Origin of the sequence: Actinobacillus arthritidis (assembly GCF_029774155.1) — a bacterium.
Taxonomy (GTDB): Bacteria; Pseudomonadota; Gammaproteobacteria; order Enterobacterales; family Pasteurellaceae; genus Actinobacillus; species Actinobacillus arthritidis.
This window is the reverse complement of record NZ_CP103833.1, coordinates 1,665,603-1,680,229: the sequence shown is the minus strand read 5'-3', so window position 1 is coordinate 1,680,229 and position 14,627 is coordinate 1,665,603. Positions and strand designations below refer to the sequence as shown.

General features: G+C 37.9%; 11 protein-coding genes, 3 tRNA genes and 4 pseudogenes. 17 read left to right on the top strand and 1 reads right to left on the bottom strand.

All coding sequences use genetic code 11. The annotated features are described in order from the left end of the window. Window positions 1–133 precede the first annotated feature (133 nt). The 16 genes and pseudogenes from pdxA to NYR89_RS07775 all read left to right on the top strand — a co-directional run bounded on the left by pdxA (window position 134) and on the right by NYR89_RS07775 (window position 12,601). Window positions 134–1,135 (top strand): annotated as a pseudogene (gene pdxA / locus NYR89_RS07850) (4-hydroxythreonine-4-phosphate dehydrogenase PdxA). Window positions 1,136–1,206: 71 nt separating this feature from the next. Continuing rightward, window positions 1,207–2,154 (top strand): annotated as a pseudogene (locus tag NYR89_RS07845) (2-keto-3-deoxygluconate permease). After that, entirely contained in the window at window positions 2,151–3,383 is a 1,233-nt protein-coding gene (locus tag NYR89_RS07840; RefSeq protein WP_279445387.1) for a four-carbon acid sugar kinase family protein, read from the top strand. Before NYR89_RS07845 ends, NYR89_RS07840 begins: the two are co-directional and overlap by 4 nt. A 146-nt stretch (window positions 3,384–3,529) precedes the next feature. Then, window positions 3,530–4,285 (top strand): DeoR/GlpR family DNA-binding transcription regulator, encoded by a 756-nt coding sequence (locus tag NYR89_RS07835; RefSeq protein WP_341536371.1) that lies wholly within the window; start codon window positions 3,530–3,532, stop codon window positions 4,283–4,285. Between the two features lie 5 nt (window positions 4,286–4,290). Beyond that, complete coding sequence (gene hda / locus NYR89_RS07830; protein ID WP_279445385.1) at window positions 4,291–5,007, top strand: DnaA regulatory inactivator Hda; 717 nt, start codon at window positions 4,291–4,293, stop codon at window positions 5,005–5,007. Between the two features lie 140 nt (window positions 5,008–5,147). Next, window positions 5,148–5,783: a cytochrome c biogenesis heme-transporting ATPase CcmA gene (ccmA, locus tag NYR89_RS07825; protein WP_279445384.1), complete on the top strand. Its 636-nt coding sequence runs from the start codon at window positions 5,148–5,150 to the stop codon at window positions 5,781–5,783. Further along, a pseudogene (ccmB, locus tag NYR89_RS07820) lies at window positions 5,780–6,443 on the top strand (heme exporter protein CcmB). Before ccmA ends, ccmB begins: the two are co-directional and overlap by 4 nt. Window positions 6,444–6,484: 41 nt before the next feature. Then, window positions 6,485–7,228: a heme ABC transporter permease gene (locus NYR89_RS07815; protein ID WP_279445382.1), complete on the top strand. Its 744-nt coding sequence runs from the start codon at window positions 6,485–6,487 to the stop codon at window positions 7,226–7,228. A gap of 9 nt (window positions 7,229–7,237) precedes the next feature. Continuing rightward, window positions 7,238–7,438, top strand: coding sequence for a heme exporter protein CcmD (gene ccmD / locus NYR89_RS07810; protein WP_279445381.1), 201 nt, complete (start codon window positions 7,238–7,240; stop codon window positions 7,436–7,438). Between the two features lie 282 nt (window positions 7,439–7,720). Continuing rightward, window positions 7,721–8,266, top strand: a complete 546-nt coding sequence (gene ccmE, locus NYR89_RS07805; protein ID WP_279445380.1) for a cytochrome c maturation protein CcmE — start codon at window positions 7,721–7,723, stop codon at window positions 8,264–8,266. After that, a pseudogene (locus NYR89_RS07800) lies at window positions 8,266–10,217 on the top strand (heme lyase CcmF/NrfE family subunit). Before ccmE ends, NYR89_RS07800 begins: the two are co-directional and overlap by 1 nt. 282 nt (window positions 10,218–10,499) lie before the next feature. Next, a tRNA-Ser gene (locus tag NYR89_RS07795) sits at window positions 10,500–10,594 on the top strand. A gap of 13 nt (window positions 10,595–10,607) precedes the next feature. Further along, window positions 10,608–10,684: transfer RNA gene (locus tag NYR89_RS07790), tRNA-Arg, on the top strand. A 72-nt stretch (window positions 10,685–10,756) separates the two neighbouring features. Then, window positions 10,757–10,833 (top strand) — tRNA-Arg (locus tag NYR89_RS07785). 176 nt (window positions 10,834–11,009) lie between these two features. Continuing rightward, window positions 11,010–12,467, top strand: a complete 1,458-nt coding sequence (gene mltF, locus NYR89_RS07780; RefSeq protein WP_279445379.1) for a membrane-bound lytic murein transglycosylase MltF — start codon at window positions 11,010–11,012, stop codon at window positions 12,465–12,467. Next, window positions 12,464–12,601 carry a hypothetical protein gene (locus NYR89_RS07775; RefSeq protein ID WP_279445378.1) on the top strand — a complete coding sequence of 46 codons (138 nt, stop codon included), beginning with the start codon at window positions 12,464–12,466 and terminating at the stop codon, window positions 12,599–12,601. The genes mltF and NYR89_RS07775 overlap by 4 nt, the downstream gene beginning before the upstream one ends. 62 nt (window positions 12,602–12,663) lie before the next feature. On the opposite strand, the gene tpiA is transcribed toward NYR89_RS07775, so the two are convergent. Continuing rightward, window positions 12,664–13,434 carry a triose-phosphate isomerase gene (gene tpiA / locus NYR89_RS07770; protein WP_279445377.1) on the bottom strand — a complete coding sequence of 257 codons (771 nt, stop codon included), beginning with the start codon at window positions 13,432–13,434 and terminating at the stop codon, window positions 12,664–12,666. A gap of 296 nt (window positions 13,435–13,730) precedes the next feature. Between tpiA and NYR89_RS07765 the strand changes: the two genes are divergently transcribed. Beyond that, window positions 13,731–14,624 carry an OmpA family protein gene (locus NYR89_RS07765; protein ID WP_279445376.1) on the top strand — a complete coding sequence of 298 codons (894 nt, stop codon included), beginning with the start codon at window positions 13,731–13,733 and terminating at the stop codon, window positions 14,622–14,624. Window positions 14,625–14,627 lie beyond the last annotated feature (3 nt).

The following is a 14,627-nucleotide window of genomic DNA, read 5'->3' as shown; positions in this document are numbered from 1 at the left end:
ACAGTTTATTTCAATTTTATATGATATATTTCAATCATAAGGTTATGAATCAATCATGATTTAATCCTGTCAGGAAAATTTTATTATTTTTCTGATTAATTTTAATCACTATTGAAAGATAGGGGAGGAAAATATGAAACCAATATTAGGGATCACAATGGGGGATGCAAGCAGGGATTGGACCTGAAGTTATCGTTAAATCTCTTGAGGATAATAGAATTTATGAGTTGGCTCAGCCGGTAGTAATCGGCGACTGTAAGATTATGCAACGAGCATTAACAATTATTGGTTCTACATTAAAATTACGCGTCATTACTGATATATCAGATGCTTATGGCGAATTTGGTGTAATCGATCTACTTGATTTAGATAATCTTCCAGCAAATCTACCTTTTTCCCAAGTTAGCCCTTTAGCAGGGAAAGCGCTTACGATTATATTGAAAAGGCTGTTCAATTAGCGTTATCTGGAAATATTCACGCTATTGTCACCGCTCCTTTAAATAAAGAAGCACTACATGCAGGTGGAAAAATGTTTCCTGGGCATACAGAAATACTAGCTACATTAAGTCAAACAGAAGATTTTTCTATGATGCTTGTCAGTGAAAAATTAAGAGTTATTCATGTAACTACACACGTTCAACTCAGAAAAGCATGCGATTTGGTTAAAAAAGAACGTGTTTTAAAAGTTATAGAGTTAGCACATGAAAATGCCAAGACGTTAGGTTTTAAAGAACCTCGAGTGGCTGTTGCCGGGCTGAATCCACATTCAGGTGAAAATGGAATGTTTGGAGATGAAGATGAAAAAGAAATTCTTCCTGCAATCCAAGAAGCTAAAACATTAGGTATTAATGCAATAGGACCTATTCCGCCGGATACATTATTTCATAGAGCAACAAATTTAAATGAGTTCGATATTGTTGTCGTGATGTATCATGATCAAGGGCATATCCCAATTAAATTACTAGGATTTGATACAGGAGTGAATGTTACTGTTGGATTACCTTTTATAAGAACGTCAGTAGATCATGGAACAGCATTTCCTATTGCGGGGCAAGGTATTGCTGATAGTCGAAGTATGACAGAAGCCTTATATCTCGTCGCTAAGATGGCAAATATTAAATTCGCAAATAAATAAATCCTGGGAGAATTATTATGTCTATTCAATTTTCTTATGCTGAAAAAACACTTATTCCACTATATGACGGAATGAATAAAATTCCAGGTGGTTCAATGGTTATTCCTTTAATTTTAGGTTCTATTATTGGTACATTCTTTCCAGAATTTTTGGGATTAGGATCATTTACAACTGCTCTTTTTAAATCTTCAGCTGGTCCTTTAATTGCACTTTTAATTTTTGCAACAGGTATGCAAATTACAGTTCGTAGTTCTGGACCTGTTCTAGCACATACAGGTGTTATTCTCTTATTCAAAACGATTATTCCTGTTTGCATTAGTTATTTTACTTGGACTTTGGGTTGGAACAGATGGTGTTATGGGAATTTCATTATTGGCTATGTTAACTGTTGTTGCTAATTCGAATGGAGGAATTTGGTTAGCGTTTACAGGAAAATATGGAGACTATCGAGATAAAGGAGCTTATGTTGCTTCAGCTGTAAATGACGGTCCATTCTTTGTTCTATTATTTTTAGGTGTATCTGGATTAGCAGATATTCCATTATCCCTGATGTTAGCGGCAGTTATTCCATTAATTGTTGGTATGGTTGTAGGGAATCTAGATCCAAAATGGACCAATTTAATGAAGCCTACCGGTGCAATAGTGATCCCTTTCTTTGCATTTGCTCTTGGAACAGGAATTAATTTGCAATCAATAGTAACAGGAGGTGCAACAGGGATTGTTTTAGGTATTGTTGCTTCATTATTTACCGGATTATTAGTCTTTATCGGATATAAAGTAATTCTTAGACGAGGAAATCAGTCTGGTATTGGCTTTGCGACTGGTACGACAGCAGGAAATGCAATTATTACACCGGAGATTGTTGCTCAGGCAGATCCTAGCTTAGCTCCTTTTGTACAAACTGCAACAGCACAAATTGCGCGGCTGTTTTAGTATCGGCAATTCTTGCTCCTTTATTTGCGACTTGGGTCTTAAAAAGACAAGGAGGCTTAACGGAACAGACAGGGGAAAATGTATGAAAACGGAAACATTATTAGTTATTGCGGATGACTTAACAGGTGCAAATGATACAGGAGTAATGTTTGCAGAAGCAGGATTTGATACTATTTTAGAAACGGATGTTTACTCTTTAGAAAATGCGGATTTAACTAATGCTCAAGTATTTACTGTTTCCACAGATGTTAGAGCATTAGGAATGAAAGCGAAAGATAAAACTAGAGCTGTCGTATTAGCGACTAGAAATAGTGGAATAGATCAAATTTATCTTAAAATTGATTCGACAATGCGAGGTTCAGTTCGCTATCAAATAGAAGGAGCACTAGATGCATGGAAGAGTATTTATCAAAATGCAAAAGCAATTATTTGTCCAGCTTATCCGGAAATGGGTAGAACAATAGAAAATGGTCATCTTTATGTTGATAAGATTCCCGTAAATGAAGCGGCATCCGGTAGGGATCCTATTTGTCCTGTTTTATCATCTTCTATGCAGGAATTATTGCCGAATTCATTGATTATTTCTTGTGATAGTGAAGAAAATCTTTATTCATTAATTCAAGAAACGCCATATGATCAAATAGTTATTGATGCTGTAACTCAGGAAGATCTTCAAACTATTTCAAATGTGATTAATCAGTTGGGTAGTCACATTATTCCTGTTGGATCTGCAGGATTAGCCCAAAAATTAAAATCATCAAATACTCAATTAACCAATATGGCTAGTTTAAATTTGGGAAGGAGTTTAGTTGTTGTAACTTCTATTCACGAGACAAGTCAGACTCAAGTTGATGAGTATATTTCGACTACGGGAGGCAAATCGATAGTATTTAATCCATCTCCATCACAATTGTTAAACTATGTACAATCCGAACACGCATTAAAATTACAATTAAATGCTTTAATTCGGTTTAGTAAAGATAATGTTATCATTCGAGCTAATCCGGCTAAAGTAATTAATGCGGAAGTAAAAGATATTATTGATACGGCAAAAGAAATTTCTCAACATTTGGCTGACTTAAGTAAGTTTTGCTTAGATAATGAAAAGTTTGACAGTTTGATTTTATTTGGTGGTGATGGTGCAATTGCATTACTTTCATTGCTGAATATTACTGAGATGCAGGTGTTACATTCGGTTGTAGCGGGTGTGCCACTGTGTATTATTAAACGAGGTAGATATCAAGGTATGAAAGTATTAACTAAATCAGGGGGATTTGGAGATAGAAAACTTTTAAATTCTATTATGGAATTATAGGTGCTATTTTTAGTGGTGAAGGAGGTTGGATTTGAAAGAATCTAACCTCTTTTTTGATATTCAAGCTAGAAAATACCATTCTACTAATGGTTTATTTATATAAAAACCTTTAAGATTAAGCTATAAATAACTAGCTGGGAAATATTATTGTGAATGATAGATTAGACCAAATAATTCTTTTTTTAAAGAATCACAGTATTGCAACTGTAGATCAATTAGTAAAAGTGACCAATGCTTCACCAGCAACGATTAGACGTGATTTAGTTAAATTAAGTAATGAAGGTACGATTTTACGTACACATGGCGGTATTAGTCTTAATCAATTTATTCCTCATCAACCAACGACTAACGAAAAACAGTTACAATATATTGCGGAGAAAGATAGGATTGCAGAGTATGCTGTTTCTCTTATTTCTCCTGGGGATTCTATTGTTTTGGATGCAGGCACAACGACATTGTGTATAGCGAAGAAAATTGCTCATATGACACTTAGAGTTATTACGACAGATTTACATATCGCTTTACTATTATCTGAATATAAACAAATTGAAGTGATTATGACCGGAGGTAGGATTGATAATAGCAGTCAATCATGTATTGGAAATCATGGTCAGAATTTTTTACAAAATATCTATCCCGATATTGCATTTGTAAGTTGTAATTCATGGAGTATGGAAAAAGGTGTTACAGCTCCTACAGAAGAAAAAGCATATTTAAAAATGTTATTAGCTCAAAATGCTAAACGTAAAGTATTAGTAGCAGATAGCAGTAAATATGGAAAATATTCATTATTTTGTGCTGTGCATTTAAATCATTTCTCAGACCTTATTACAGATAAGGGATTAGCGACAAGTCATATTACTAATATGAAAAATAAAGAATTTAGTTTGCATTTAGTGTGAATAGAATGTCATTACAACTTTTGTTACCGATTCATCAAGTTGATGATGAAACCTTTGAGAATTTTTATGCGGAAAACAGTTTGGTGCTGTTGGATTCATTGCGTCAAAATTTTATCGATGTACAGCGACCGTTTTTCTATATTTGGGGTGGGAAGAGTAGCGGTAAAAGTCATCTTTTAAAAGCGGTCAGTAATCATTATCTGCTCAATCAACAAACTTCAAGCTATATTCCTTTAGAAAAATCTCAGTATTTTTCGCCAATGGTGTTGGATAATGCGAATCAGTTGGATGTGATTTGTTTAGATGACATTCAGGCGATTGTAGGTAATGAGGAATGGGAACTCGCTATTTTTGATCTTTTTAATTTAATTCGTGAGCAACAAAGTTTATTTGGTAACGGACATAAAACATTGTTGCTGATCAGTGCAGATTGCCCTCCAAATCAGCTAAAGGTTTCTTTGCCGGATCTTCGTTCTCGTCTAACGTGGGGTGAGGTATATCATTTGTATGATTTGAATGATGAACAAAAACGCACGATTTTACAACGTAGGGCTTACCAAAAAGGCATGGATCTTTCCGATGAGGTGGCGAATTTTCTACTTAAACGTTTAGATCGAGATTTACAGACATTATCTACTGAGTTAGACCGTTTAGATCGTGCTTCTCTGCAGGCTCAACGCAAATTAACCGTCCCTTTTGTGAAAGAAATTCTCGGTTTGTAAAGCGGTTTGATTCCTATCAATTTTTGCAAAAAAATGCTGAAATTCAACCGCTTATTACCTCTAAAGTAGTAATGATATAACTACGTTAAATTCCGCTCTTATGTTAAACTCTGCCTATCTTTTCTTTCTTATTCATCGTTATGATACATAGCAATTTACTGACTATTTCCAATTTGGCTTGTGAACGAGGCGAGAATCGTTTATTCGAGCATTGTGATTTTTCTGTTAGCACAGGGGAATGGGTACAGATCGAAGGACATAATGGGATAGGTAAAACCAGTTTATTACGTATTTTAGCTGGACTTGCAGTACCTGCTGAAGGTGAGGTTTTGTGGAATAACGTGCCGATTCAAAAACAACGTGATGAATATTATGCCGAGCTATTTTATCTTGCCCATCACGCGGGTGTAAAACCTGAACTTTCGCCTTGGGAAAATTTACGTTTTTATCAGAAAATTCAAGGGCTTCCATTAGATAACGATTCACTATGGCATGCGTTGGACAAGGTGGGATTAATTGGACGTGAAGATTTAGCCTGTTCGCATCTTTCTGCCGGTCAGCAACGCCGTGTCGCTTTGGCAAAATTATGGCTGACTAAGCAAAAACTTTGGATTTTAGATGAGCCTTTTACCGCGATAGATAAGAAAGGTGTCGCGGATTTAATTGCTCATATTGAGCAACATTGTGAGCATGGTGGAATGGTTATTTTTACCAGTCACCAAACGGCTGAAAGTGATCGGGTGAGCATCTTATCTTTGGATCAATTTAAACTATGATTTTGTTGACTATTATTCAGCGTGAATTAACTATCGCTTTTAGAAAACCGGCGGAAATTTTAAATCCGTTATGGTTTTTTTTGATTGTTATTACTCTATTTCCCTTATTAATGGGACCGAATCCAGAATTATTGGGCAAAATTGCACCGGGTGTGGCGTGGGTTGCGGCATTACTTTCAGCATTGCTTTCATTTGAACGCTTATTTCGTGATGATTATTTAGATGGTTCGCTAGAGCAGTTAATGTTGTCGCCGGTCGGTTTACCGCAAGTGGCTTTGGCTAAAGTCATCGCTCATTGGCTTTTAACTGGATTACCTTTAATTTTACTCTCACCCATTGCGGCAATTTTACTGTCTTTAGAAACACAAGTTTGGTGGGCGTTAGTCTTAACTTTATTACTCGGCACACCAATTCTGAGCTGTTTAGGTGCAATCGGTGTCGCCTTGACCGTTGGTTTGCGTAAAGGTGGAACATTATTAAGTTTGCTGATTTTACCTTTATTTCTGCCGGTATTGATTTTTGTCTGCCGCGGTATTGGAAGCGGCAACGTTAAATATGGGATACAGTGGTCAATTAGCGATCATTGGGGCGATTTTAGCGTTAACTCTGACGTTTTCCCCTTTTGCCATCGCAGGGGCGTTGCGAATCAGCCTTCAATAAAGCGGTTAAATTTTTTAGTCTTTTTGTAATTTGGAGATGTTATGTGGAAGTGGCTTCATCCCTATGCGAAATCGGAAACACAATACCGATTACTGGGGAAAATTCAACCTGTATTAGGTTGGTTAAGTTTTATGATGTTAACAGTAGCCTTTGTTTGGGGACTCGGTTTTGCACCTAAGGATTACCAACAAGGTGAGAGCTACCGTATTATCTTTATTCACGTGCCGGCGGCAATTTGGTCGATGGGCGTATATGGTTCAATGGCGGTAGCGGCATTAGTCGCATTAGTGTGGCAGATTCGCCAAGCAAATTTGGCAATGATTTCAATGGCACCAATCGGATTGGTTTTTGCTTTTATTTCTTTGGCAACCGGTGCGATTTGGGGTAAACCAATGTGGGGAACTTGGTGGGTATGGGATGCTCGCTTAACCTCAGCGTTAGTCCTTTTCTTCCTTTATATCGGTGTAATGGCACTTTACTCTGCTTTCCAAGATAAACAAACTGGAGCGAAAGTCGCTGGGGTATTATCTGTTGTCGGTGTGATTAACTTACCGATTATTCACTTCTCAGTAGAGTGGTGGAATACCTTACATCAAGGGGCGACAATTACTAAATTAGATAAACCGTCAATGGCGGTGGAAATGTTAATTCCGTTATTGTTGGCGATTTTCGGGAGTTTAATTTTTACGGCATGGTTCAGTATTTGGCGTTATCGCATCGCTTTATTAAATGATGAGCGTAAACGTCCGTGGGTAAAAGCATTAGTCAGCAATCACGTAAAATAGGAGTAAATAATGACATTAACGTTTCAGTTTAATTCATTCGCTGAATTTTTAGCGATGGATAAATACGGTTTTTATGTGTGGCTTTCTTATGGTATTTCGTTCTTAGCCGTGGCAGGATTAATTTGGCTTTCTCGCCGAGAGCAAAAACAAATTTTGCAGGGCGTGAAAAAAGAATTAGCTCGTGAAGCACAGTTAAATAAAAATAATTAAGAATTAGCGGTTGTTTTTTCAGATTTCTTGCAAATAGAGATAAAAAATAACCGCTATTTTATCAATTCAATACGCAAAAAATATAAGCGGTCTGATGATAACAAAATGTTGTTGAAATCAGACCGCTTACTTCTTTAGAGGTAGAGTGTTTGAGAAAACGCAAAACTTATGTTGGCGTATTTGAACTAATAGGCGAAAGTTTTTTTATTTTTTGTTATTCTACACACAGTCTTTTAATTTAAATTTTTAATGCATATTTGGCATTTTTGAAAGGTGATTACTATGAATCCAAGACGTAAATCTCGATTGAAAGTGGTGGTTTCAATCCTATTCGGTATGGCAGTAGTCGCCGGTTTAACCCTCTATGCGTTAAGCCAAAATATCGACTTATTTTATACGCCATCGGAAATTGTAAATGGTAAGAATGATGATCCGGAACAAAAACCAGAAGTGGGGCAACGTATCCGCGTTGGCGGTATGGTGGTTGAAGATACGGTAAAACGTGATGACAAAACCTTAAAAGTTGAATTTGATGTGAATGATGTTGGACCATCAATTACGGTTGAATATGAAGGTATCTTACCTGACTTATTCCGTGAAGGGCAAGGTATTGTGGCACAAGGTGTGTTGATTGAGCCAACTCGTTTAAGAGCAACGGAAGTGTTAGCAAAACATGATGAAAACTATATGCCACCGGAATTAGGCGATAAGTTAAAACAGAAACACAATAAGATGGGGGTATCGGAATCCGATTTAACCGAAACTTCGGAACGTGATAAAGCCGAAATGGAGAAAACATTGAAAACCTTACAAGGGGAATCAAAATAATGGTTGCAGAATTAGGCAATTATGCGTTAGCACTTGCCCTTGGTTTGTCAATTTTCTTGGCAATTTTACCGCTTATTGGTGCACAAAAACACAATAGTACGCTGATGGCATTGGCTCGCCCGATGACATGGGCGATGTTTCTAGCCTTAACAATTTCATTTGGCTCACTATTTTATTTATTTGCGGTTAACGATTTCAGCGTACAGTATGTAGTAAATAATTCTAACTCGACTTTACCGATTCAATACCGTTTGTCGGCAGTTTGGGGCTCACATGAAGGCTCGATGTTATTGTGGGTTTGGTTGCTTTCGCTTTGGTCTGTGGCTGTGGCGGCACTATCGCGTCAAATGCCGGAAGAAGCGGTTGCTCGCGTGCTGAGTGTCATGGGGTTAATCAGCATTGGTTTTTTAATTTTCCTTATTTTTAGCTCAAATCCGTTCAATCGTACTTTCCCTGATTTCCCAGCTGACGGACGAGAATTAAATCCAATGTTGCAAGATGTCGGTTTGATTTTCCATCCGCCGTTATTGTATATGGGATATGTCGGATTCTCAGTTGCTTTTGCATTTGCGATTGCATCATTGATGACCGGACGATTAGATACCGCTTGGGCTCGTTGGTCACGTCCTTGGACAATGGCGACTTGGGTTTTCTTAACACTCGGTATCGTATTAGGCTCGTGGTGGGCATATTATGAATTAGGCTGGGGCGGCTGGTGGTTCTGGGATCCGGTTGAAAATGCTTCATTAATGCCATGGCTTGCCGGAACGGCATTGATTCACTCTTTAGCGGTAACGGAAAAACGCGGAACGTTTAAAGCATGGACTGTACTGCTAGCGATTTTAGCCTTCTCACTTTGTTTATTAGGGACATTCTTAGTACGTTCGGGAATTTTGGTTTCAGTACACGCATTTGCATCTGACCCAACCCGTGGCTTATATATTCTTGCCTATCTAGTGTTGGTTATCGGTGGCTCATTGCTACTATATGCTTTCCAAGGTTCGAAAATTAAGAGTTTGGATAATTACGAGCGTTATTCAAGAGAATCAATGTTATTAATTAATAACATTATGCTGATGGCGTTTTTATCTGTGGTATTTTTAGGTACGTTATTACCTTTAGTCCATAAGCAAATTGGTTTAGGGACGATCTCTATCGGCGCACCGTTCTTTGATCAGATGTTCCTGATTTTAATGATACCGTTTTCATTTATTTTAGGTATCGGTCCATTAGTGAAATGGCGTAGAGATCAAATATCTGCAATCAGAACACCGGTATTGATTGCGTTAGTGATGATGGTGGTATTAGGCTTTGCTTTACCTTATGTCTTGCATGATCGTATTACGGTGACATCTGTATTAGGTGTAATGATGGCGAGCACTTATTGTGATTCTGAGCCTATATGAATTACATCAGCGTGCGACTCATCGCCATTCGTTCCTATCAGGAGTGTTTAAACTTTCTCGTTCGCACTGGGGAATGGTATTAGCACACGTTGGGGTAGCGATGACCGTTTTCGGTATCGCATTTAGCCAAAACTATAGCGTAGAAAAAAATGTTCGTATGAATGTTGGGGATCAGGTTCAGCTACAAGGTTATGATTTTACCTTTAAAGGTATCAAAATTACCGATGGGGCGAATTATCAAGGCGGTACGGCTGAAATTGAAATTTCTCGTCAAGGAAAGTATGAAGCGACCTTAAATGCGGAAAAACGTTTCTATAATGTGAGTAAAATGGGAATGACGGAAGGCGCGATTGATTGGGGCTTCAGCCGTGACCTTTATCTTTGCGTTAGGCGAAAAATTAGAAGACGGCTCATGGGGTGTTCGCTTGTACTATAAACCGTTTATTCGTTGGATTTGGATTGGCGGATTGTTTATGGTATTCGGCGGCTTACTCTGTATGTTTGATAAACGCTATCGCGTCAGCGTGGTGAAAAAAGTGGCTTAGTTTTTAAAATAAGTAAGCGGTCATTTTTGAACAAACTATTGCAAAATAGTCAGCAAAAATGACCGCTTTATTTTTTATTCGGTCGCTAAAGGCATAAACCGAATAATATTCAGCAAATATAGGCTAACTATATGATATGTTTGAGATTTATTCATAAGAATTGCAAAAATCAGCCATTCTGTTTATTCCATAGACAAATGCCCGATTTTTTCAGATTTTTAAGAAAAAGCGTTTGACATATTTTTTTATTCTAGTAATATGCACCGCATAGACACAGTGAGTGGTGAGATGGCCGAGCAGGCTGAAGGCGCTCCCCTGCTAAGGGAGTATAGGGTTCAAAAGCTCTATCGAGGGTTCGAATCCCTCTCTCACCGCCATTTACTTTATCACGCACCCGTAGCTCAGCTGGATAGAGTACTCGGCTACGAACCGAGCGGTCAGAGGTTCGAATCCTCTCGGGTGCGCCATTTTAATTTCTACTCTATTCAAATTAAAATGGTCGCTGATAAAACTAAATAACTCACCATTCAAAATACAACGCACCCGTAGCTCAGCTGGATAGAGTACTCGGCTACGAACCGAGCGGTCAGAGGTTCGAATCCTCTCGGGTGCGCCATTTCAAAATATTCTTTTATATCCCATTTAAAATTCAATTATTATTTTATTTATTAATAAGATTTCTCTTAGTTATTTTTCATATTGTTTAGCCAAATAAATCTCTGCGTAGGTTATTCCGTAATCGAATAAATTCCGCTAGACTTATATTGATTATCGCATCTTGAGGATTACATATTGAAAGGGTTATTTGTCAGATTAATTGCCGGTATTGCACTTTTGCTGTGGGCATGGGATATGGTCTTCCCATGGCAACAATTAATGCAAGCGGAAGAAAATCGTTATAGCCAGATTCAGCAGAAAAAAGTGATTACAGTTGGTATGATAAATCATCCGCTTTCTTATTTTGTGGGTGCAGATGGTCTTGCTGGTATTGAATATGAACTGTCTAAAGCCTTTGCTGATTATTTAGGCGTTAATTTATCGATTAAAACCTTTGATAATAGTGAACGATTATTTAATGCATTAAAAGAGAATAAAGTTGATTTGGTCACGGCTGGTATGTTGTATCAACCGGAACTGGGCGAACAGTTTCAGATTGGTGCATCATATTATTCGGCGTCTTGGCAAGTAGTATATAAAAAAGGGGAAAATCGTCCCTATAAATTATCAGAATTAAAAGAGAGCTTGGTGATTCCTGCCGGTTCTGCCGTATTGCCAATTCTACAGCGTTTAAAAGAAGAAAATCCGAATTTAAACTGGCAAATTACCGACCAATTCACACAAGAAGAACTGTTGTTACAAGTTGCAGAAGGTAAAATTCCTTATACGGTGGCGGTTTCGGTTGATATTTCTGTCGCACAGCATATTCGTCCGAATATTGCCGTTGGTTTTGACCTTACTGATGAAATGCCGGTGTTATGGTATTTGCCAAACAGTTCTTACAGCGAGCTACAAGCGGCAGTATTGGATTTTATGGATAATGCCAATGAAACCGGATTAATTTCTCGTATAGAGGAAAAATATTTTAATCATTTGGTACATTTTGATTATGTAGATATTCAAAGTTATTTAAGTGCCATTAAATCGGTATTACCTAAGTATCAAGCGTTGTTTGAGAAATATCGTGGTGAATTAGAGTGGCAGATGTTAGTCGCAATTGCTTACCAAGAGTCACATTGGGATCCGAATGCAACCTCTCCGACTGGGGTTCGGGGAATGATGATGTTAACCAGAGATACGGCGGATCGTATGAAAGTAACGGATAGAACCAATGCTGAGCAAAGTATTCGTGCCGGAGCGGAATACCTGCATTTGCTAATGTCTCAAGTGCCAGAAACTGTGCCGAAAGAAGATAGAATTTGGTATGGATTAGTCGCCTATAATATGGGCTTAGGACATTTACTCGATGTAAGACGTTTGACCAAACAGCTTGGTGGTAATCCGGATAATTGGCTGGATGTAAAGAAAAACTTACCGCTTCTTGCAGAAAAACGTCATTATAGTAACTTAAAATATGGATATGCGAGAGGATTTGAGGCGTTTCAATATGTTGAGAATATTCGCCGCTACTATAGCAGTATCATCAATCATCAACGTATAGAAGATCAGCAAAATCAATTACCGGAAGTAGCTGAACCTACTCAGCCAAATGAGATACAAGACTTTGATTCTAGTTTGAAGGATAGCTTATGAGACGTAAAGTTAAAAAACCGAAAAAATTACTCAGTAATAATAAATCACGTCGGATTTCTCAGATTTGGCGTAATAAGCATCGTATTGCCGAACGGAGAGGATTAGCCTTTATGGCGATGCAAAATGAAGCATAAAAAAGCGGTCGAATTTGTAAAGTTTTTTACAAGTTCGACCGCTTTGTTTATCTATCAATGAATTACGCTTTCGCTTTTTCCGCCGCTTTTACGATAACCGCAAATGCCGGTGCTTTTAATGATGCACCACCGACTAATGCACCGTCGATATCCGGTTGTGTGAATAATTCCGCTGCGTTCGCATCGTTCACAGAACCACCATATTGGATGATTACTTGGTCCGCAACCGCTTGTGATTTAGCGACGATGTGACCACGGATGAATGCGTGAACTGCTTGTGCTTGAGCTGGAGTTGCAGATTTACCTGTACCGATAGCCCAAATCGGCTCATATGCGATTACCGCACCGTTGAATGCTTCAACACCTAATGCATCGATTACCGCATCAATTTGTTTTGCACATACCGCTTCTGTTTGACCCGCTTCGTTTTCCGCTTCGGTTTCACCGATACATAATACTGGTACTAAACCCGCCGCTTTTAACGCACCGAATTTTTTCGCAACAAACTCATCACTTTCTTTGTGGTAAGTACGGCGTTCAGAGTGACCGATAATGATATATTTTGCACCGAAATCTTTTAACATTTCGGTTGAAATGTCACCGGTAAATGCACCTTGTACATTTACATCTACGTTTTGTGCGCCTAATGCAATTACTGACTGACCTGCTAATGCGGCTTCTGCTTCCGCTAAGTACATGACCGGTGGAGCGATTGCAACATCACAGCCTTTTACATCCGCTAATTCTGCTTTTAAGCCTGCAACTAACTCTTTGGTAAATGCTTTGCTACCGTTTAATTTCCAGTTACCCATTACAAGTGGACGACGTGCCATTTTGTTTCTCCTATTGAGTTTGAATATAAAAATATAAGTGGTGTGAACTATACCAAATTTGACTGACATTATATAGCCATAATTTAGCTTAACTTATCTTCTATTCCTAATTCTACAAATATTGGTTTTGTCAGTAAATGTATAGAAGGTAATATAGTTTGCAATATATATATATATATATATACTTATAAAGATTTGCCTGTAACTCAGGCAAAGTTGTCACTTTTGATATGTTGGAGTAACTTCAAATAATATCAATTTTGTGGGCTTAAAACATATAGAAATAGGAAACTTCTATGAAAAAACTACTTACAGTAGCAACTGTTGCGGTAGCTTTATCAGCTTGTTCTGTTCGTACTCCGGAAGGCACACTAGAGCATTGGGATAATTATGGTAATACCGAATTAACCACTAAAGGTTTACAAGAAAACCAAGCACTAGCAGTGTTTTATCGTCCGGAATCGGTGACAGGTGAAGCAATTAACGTGTATGTAAATGGAGATTATCAAGCATCTCTTTTAGAGAAATCATATACACCGATTGCCGTTTGTGCATCAAAACAATTATTTAGTGCATCACGTACTTCAGATACTGCATTTGGTAATCGTACAGAGGGGGCTAGATATACTCTTCCTGTCCAAGAAATTGGTTATATTCGAGTTACTTCAGATGCAAAAGGTCAAGCAGTACTAACTAAAGTAACTAAAGATGTTGCTGAACAAGAAATGGCTTCGCTTAAATTAGTGAAAAACACATTATCTCGCGTAGTAACACATAAAAATTGTGAACCAGTAATTGTCGCTGTGGATTTATCAGCAAGTGCATTATTCCCGATTAATAAATCAAACTATGTTTCTGTACTGCCTGAAGGTAAAAAACAGATCGCTGATTTTGCAAAACACATCAAAACATTAGATGCAAGCAATATCAACCGTATCGTAGTCAGCGGTTATACAGACCCAGAGGGCCGTAAAGCATATAACCAAAAACTTTCAGAGCGTCGTGCTGAAACTGTAAGCAAAGCATTAAAAGAGCACGGAATCACAGCACGTGTTGAAGCTGTTGGCTATGGTGCACAAGATTTCTTAGTGCCAAATTGTGCAGTATTGCATCCTAAAAACAAAAAAGAGCGTTCGGTTTGTAACCAACCAAATCGTCGTGTAGAAATTGTCGTTTATGGCAATAAATAATTG